We start from the raw sequence: 6,000 nt of genomic DNA, 5'->3' as shown, positions 1-6,000 counted from the left end.
GTTTCGTCGTCTTCACGACCACCGCCCGGCAAATCCCATTGATTGGAATACTGCAAATCGGGGCGATCATCGCGGAGCAAAGTCAAAACATCTTCGCCCCGCAAAATGGCAATTTTAGCGCCGTCGAAATCAGCCATTCATGACCTTAGACATCGTCGTTTATGTCTTTGTCCCAAATTTTGACCTGTCCTTTGCGCACACCAAAGACGCGACGCATGGCGTACCAAGCGACCATCGAAACGACAGCGAAAACCAACGCCAAAATAGCAACATTGCTAGATCCAAGCCCAAGCGCCAACAGGCCCGCCACAACAGCGGCCCCGACGCCAAAGCCCAAGAACAGGAACCCAGGCGCAAAAACCTCAAGGATCAGCAGCGCAATGGCGCCAAGGCCCCAGACCCACCAAAGCGCCCAAATTTCCAAGGTGCCGCTCGACATTATTTCTTTCCTCCGAACAGCTTAAATGCATCGCCAAAAGCTTCGATCGCTGAGGCTGGCATAATGACAGTTTGACTTCCCGCACTTGTCCCAACGGCAGTCAAAGCTTCGACTTGTTTCAGTGCAACTTGGTACTGCGCCGCCTCAATGCCATTTTCGGAAATCGCAGCCGCAACAACACCTGTCGCATACGCTTCGGCATCCGCCTGAATGCGACGGGCTTTCGCAATTTGTTCGGCAGCATAAAGTTGGGCATCCGCATTCAACTCAACCGAGCGCTTGGACCCTTCGGCCTCGGTCACTGCGGCGCGGCGGGCCCGTTCGGCATTGAGCTGCTGCAACATCGCGGCGCGGGTGGCATCATCAAGGTTCACGTCTAAAATCTCGGCGCGCGTCACCTCGATGCCCCAATCATCCACGGCAGTTTCCACTTGGCCTTTGATCGTGTCGATCAGGCTAGACCGGTTGGACTGCACTTGGTCCAACTCCATCTTGCCAATTTCAGACCGCACAATACCTGCGACAGTCGTGGCAATCGCGCCGTCAACATCACGGATGCGGTACACCGTGCGTTCCGGCTCTGTGATGCGGTAAAACACTGAAGTTTCAACCTTCACCAGCGCATTGTCAGATGTGATCGCATCCTGCATTGCGTTGGGCAGTTGGCGTTCAAGAATGGAAATTTTATGGGCAACGTTATCAATCAATGGAATGATAAAGTTGATCCCAGGCCCAAGCACAGTGCGCAGGCGTCCAAACCGCTCAACAACATATTTCTCGGATTGCGGTACAATGCGCACGCCCTTGGTCACGAGCAATATTATCAGCGCCGCGATCGCCAACATAACAAGGTTGCCACCCGACAAAATCGACGGAAGTCCTAAATCATTCATTACAAAGCCTACCATTTTCTATAATTGTGAGTGCAATCCTACCCCTATTTGCAGCGCCCGTATAGGGTCGCGCAACCGACATTGAGAGCACCATGCCAAATCTGTGCCGCGATTGTTTGACCATGTTTGAAACGCAAGGGCGCTGCCCTGCGTGTGGTCGGCCGCGCGTGCTGTCTCATCCTGAATTGTTTGACCTTTCCATCGCGCACATGGATTGCGACGCCTTTTTTGCCTCCGTGGAAAAGCGCGACAATCCAGATTTGCGTGACAAGCCTGTAATTATTGGCGGCGGCGGTGGGCGCGGCGTTGTGGCGACCGCGTGCTACATCGCGCGCATCAAAGGCGTGCGCTCTGCCATGCCAATGTTCAAGGCATTGCAGCTGTGCCCCGAAGCTGTCGTCGTCGCACCCCGCATGTCGGCGTATAGTGAGGCGTCAAAGGCCATTCGCGAAATGATGGATGAGTTGACACCCAAGGTTGAACCTTTGTCATTGGACGAAGCCTTTATGGATCTCAGCGGCACCGCAACCTTACATGGCGCGCCACCTGCGGTGATGCTTGCGCGCTTGGTCAAACGCATGCGTGAAGAACTTGGCCTGACGGGGTCCATTGGATTGAGTCATAATAAATTTCTGGCCAAAATCGCCTCTGATCTGGATAAGCCGCGCGGGTTTTCGGTCATTGGTTTGGCTGAAACGGAAAGCTTTCTGGCAGACAAGCCTGTCAAACTGATTTGGGGCGTCGGGAAAGTGGGGCAAGTGTCACTTGAGAAAGCAGGCATTCGCACCTTTGCGGATCTGCGACGTTGGGACCACGATGATTTGCAGGCGCGATTTGGCTCATTGGGGGATCGCCTGTGGCACCTCGCACGCGGGCAAGACGCGCGATCTATTTCTCAGCGACAAACGGTGAAATCCATTTCGAAAGAGACAACATTTTCGACAGATACTATGTCTCTAGATGTTCTCGACAAACATATTTGGCGCCTGTCCGAACAAGTTTCAGATCGCGCAAAGGCCAAAGCCCAAGCCGGTCGCGTGGTCACGCTCAAACTTAAGCGTTCGAACCACACGTCTTTGACACGCAGACAAACCTTGTCGGGCAGTACCAATATGGCAGATCAAATCTATCGCACTGCACGCAGCCTACTGGACAAGGCCGTCCAAGAAGGCCCCTTTCGTCTTATTGGCGTAGGCATCAGCAATCTTGTTTCGGATGAAGGCGCACATGTGTCGTCAGACTTACTTGACCCCGACGCCAACAAACGCGCCAACGCAGAACGCGCCCGCGATGAAATTCGTAAAAAATTCGGCAAAGATGCAATTATTAAAGGACGTTCGCTTTAGGGAGCCAGCGCAAAATACAGCATAACAATTAAGGCTTTCTGTTTACATCATGGCGCAAATCATGGGACATTGCTCTCGAAAATAATTCGTGGTTTGGCCGCAAAAAATGAGCACTAAGCAAAAGAATATTCTCTTTGTGAGCTTTGATGATTGTTTCGCATACCATCATTATCGCACCGCATTTGGCGCTACGTTAAAAGTTCCAAATTTGGACCGAATTTCAGCGCAAGCAACCCAGTTTCAATCGGCATATTGTCAGGCACCAGTTTGCGGCCCTTCCCGTGCCAGCTTGATGTCTGCAAAAACACCGCACCAATTGGGCATATTCAACAATGAAATAAATTTGTTTGAGCGCGCCGCGCCACAAGACGTGTGGTCTTATAAATTGAAGGCCAATGGGTATTTTTGCTCTTCCGGCGGGAAAATCCATCACGGATATGGCCCCCTAAGTCCAGAAAACCATAACGTCCTCTACGATGATAATCGCAAGCGATTTGGGCATGATTTTTCTATTCCAGATAACGTCGAAAAGCGCAGCTATGGCGGCATTAACGGCGGCTGGAGCACCGTCGACGATAAAGATGACGAGGTTTTTTACGATTCAAAGTCCGCAAATTCAGCGATCGATTTCCTCAACACATATGATGGCGACAAGCCATTCTATCGTGAGGTTGGATTTTTCAGCCCGCACGGACCTAGGTTTACGCCAGCGCGCTTCAAAGACATGTACGACCTAAATGAATTCGAGATGCCTCCATCATGGGCCGATGGGTTCGAGCCGCATTCATATACTGACACACATTGGGAGCAAACGCCCCGAATGGTGAACAAGAATGTCGATTGGTGGCGCAAGAATGTTCGAAACTATTTTTCTGGCTTAAGTCACGGAGATTACCACTTAGGCCGCATTTGGGATGCCTTGCAAAATTCACGGTTTGCCGAGAATACGATTGTGGTCATTACCACGGACCATGGATTCTTAATGGGGGCTAGAAACAGGTTTTATAAAAGTACCATTTGGGAAGCGTCCGCCGGCATTCCATTGATCATTTTCGACCCGAGCAGGCCAGAGCCTCAGGTCATCCAAGACCCTGTCGCTCTCTTGGATGTCGGCCCCACCGTACTTGATTACGCTGGAGTCGCACCGTTGAAAGACTGTGTTGGAAGAACATTACGGCCGCAAGTCGAAGGCCACCGTGACCCAGATCGCGTGATTCCAACGTTTCGCTATGACAACGTCTCAATCCGCAAAGGTAAGTACCGACTTATTCGTTACGTAGATGGAAGCATGCAGCTTTATGACCTTGAAGATGACATTTGGAACCTCAATGATTTAGGGAACGATCATCCCAAGTTTGGCGCAATGTATCATTCCCTTATGGAAACCTGCGCAACGTACGGCATGGAAGTTCCATTGGAATAATCACACGTTTGTTTAAAAGGAAATTGGCGATGGATCCGACGAAAAATCCACTTGGCGTTATTACAATGGTCTACAAAGATTACCCGATGCTCAAGCGGTGGTATGACTATTATTCTAAGCAAGTTGGTGCCGAAAACCTATTCGTATTGAGTCATGGGAACGACCCTATGCATCGTGAGATTGCTCAAGGGGTAAATATCATAAATACGCCGCGTCATCCCGCATTGCCAAAATTTGATCGTAGACGCTGGAACTTGATGGCCGACTTAGCAAGTGGCCTTTTGAATTTCTACAATTGGATGTTGGTTACGGATGTCGATGAAATGGTCGTTGTCGACCCAAATAAGTCGCCGTCATTGGTACAGTACCTCAGTGATACATTTCCTGCAGGCGCGCCAGCGCCGAAGAGCATTAGTCCGATGGGGTTGAACATCATACATGTCCCGAAGGAAGAGCCCCTTCCAATTGAACCAGATGAAACCATCTTGTCTCGCCGGCGCTTTTTCGCACCGAGCCGCGTTTACAGCAAACCGATATTGGTGCGTTCTGCCGTAAGGTTTGGGCCAGGAGGTCACCGAAACAATCTTGGACGGCGCACGCTTTCAGATGATTTGTATTTGCTTCATCTTAATTCATACGATTCATCTGAATCGGCGCAACGCTTGAAGGGCAAGCACGAGGTCGCTTCTTCCGTGAAAGGCAGCAACTCTGATTACACCCAAAAACACGCTTGGGTAGAGCCCAACTTGGATTTCGACGCTCGCATTGCGCAGTTCAAGCTGGGCCCAGAAGACATCGAGCTTTCAGAGATTCGTTCTGTAATGGTAGAAAAACAAACAACCAAATATACTGAGAGCTATATATGGGGCTATTTTAAGGACAAAACCCTTTACCAACTCCCAGCTCGATTTGCGCATCTTGTTTGATTATTCGACTTAGTCGGGCCACATCACCCGAAAGCCGGTATGGGACATTGTCGTATCGGCCGTATTCCCTATTCTAGCGGCGATACGATACCTATAGCAGTGACTTTGATGGCACAGAAAAGACCCCCCCTTCACGAGCTTTAATCCCCGCGCCCGCTTATTTTGCGCTTTCGCTTCCTTGCTTGAGGATCGAAGAACAAAAGGTTCGCGGGTCCACTCCCAAACATTTCCGATCATGTTGTATAGGCCATATCCGTTCGCAGGAAATGACTTGGCTGGCGCGGTCTGGTCGTACCCATCCAAGCATAGATTTTCCTGTGGAAATCGTCCCTGCCAGACATTGCAACGGTGGACGTTGTCTTCGTCGGCTGCGGCATCGCCCCAAGGATAGACAACATCTCCAAGCCCTCCACGCGCCGCGTGCTCCCACTCCACCTCATTGGGTAGTTGCCCACCAGCCCATTCCGCGTAGCGCGAAGCGTCGTTCTGCGACACATGAACGACAGGATGATCAGGAAGCCAAGCGGTTTCGGCGGAGCTTGGTCCATTGATATCCCGCCAATTCGCCCCCTCGACTTGGCGCCACCATTCGGTTCCTACCACACCTTGAGTATGCGTAATATGAGGCGCTACATGCGACCAAAAAACGAAAGACGATCCAAGGCGTTCCGCATCGGTGAGATACCCTGTAGCTTCGATAAACCGAGCGAATTGCGCGTTCGTAATTGTTGTTTCACCAATTCGAAACGGTTTCACTTTCTTACGCCGCAATGGCCCCTCAATGTCCCTCACGATGACAGGGGAATTGGTGCCGAGCAAAGCTACGCCACCAGGAATGGCCAGCGATTTTGGCCTATCAGCGGGCGCGCAGAACGCAGCCATTGAGGACGCAGATTGTCCCGTTTGCGGTGAATTGATTGTGTCGCTCATATCAAATGAAGGCCTGACGTTTTATTTAAAGCCGCTGAGAGGC

Annotated in this window: 6 protein-coding genes; 3 read left to right on the top strand and 3 right to left on the bottom strand. The window is 51.1% G+C overall.

The genetic code is table 11. The features are described from left to right. Window positions 1–145: 145 nt before the first annotated feature. Window positions 146–439 (bottom strand): hypothetical protein, encoded by a 294-nt coding sequence (locus ABF287_RS12930; protein ID WP_347185415.1) that lies wholly within the window; start codon window positions 437–439, stop codon window positions 146–148. Next, window positions 439–1,332 (bottom strand): SPFH domain-containing protein, encoded by an 894-nt coding sequence (locus ABF287_RS12925; protein WP_347185414.1) that lies wholly within the window; start codon window positions 1,330–1,332, stop codon window positions 439–441. Before ABF287_RS12925 ends, ABF287_RS12930 begins: the two co-directional genes overlap by 1 nt. A gap of 92 nt (window positions 1,333–1,424) precedes the next feature. On the opposite strand from ABF287_RS12925, the gene ABF287_RS12920 reads away from it, so the two are divergent. The 3 genes from ABF287_RS12920 (at window position 1,425) to ABF287_RS12910 (ending at window position 5,027) form a co-directional block, all read left to right on the top strand. After that, window positions 1,425–2,678, top strand: coding sequence for a DNA polymerase IV (locus tag ABF287_RS12920; RefSeq protein ID WP_347185413.1), 1,254 nt, complete (start codon window positions 1,425–1,427; stop codon window positions 2,676–2,678). A gap of 106 nt (window positions 2,679–2,784) precedes the next feature. Further along, window positions 2,785–4,101 (top strand): sulfatase-like hydrolase/transferase, encoded by a 1,317-nt coding sequence (locus tag ABF287_RS12915; RefSeq protein ID WP_347185412.1) that lies wholly within the window; start codon window positions 2,785–2,787, stop codon window positions 4,099–4,101. Window positions 4,102–4,130: 29 nt separating this feature from the next. Continuing rightward, window positions 4,131–5,027 (top strand): glycosyltransferase family 2 protein, encoded by an 897-nt coding sequence (locus tag ABF287_RS12910; protein WP_347185411.1) that lies wholly within the window; start codon window positions 4,131–4,133, stop codon window positions 5,025–5,027. A gap of 9 nt (window positions 5,028–5,036) precedes the next feature. Here ABF287_RS12910 and ABF287_RS12905 read toward each other — a convergent pair whose 3' ends face one another. Then, window positions 5,037–5,957, bottom strand: a complete 921-nt coding sequence (locus ABF287_RS12905; protein WP_347185410.1) for a formylglycine-generating enzyme family protein — start codon at window positions 5,955–5,957, stop codon at window positions 5,037–5,039. Between the last annotated feature and the right edge of the window lie 43 nt (window positions 5,958–6,000).

It is taken from the genome of Pacificibacter sp. (assembly GCF_039769035.1).
Classification (GTDB): domain Bacteria; phylum Pseudomonadota; class Alphaproteobacteria; order Rhodobacterales; family Rhodobacteraceae; genus Celeribacter.
This window is presented reverse-complemented; position numbering and strand designations above follow the sequence as displayed.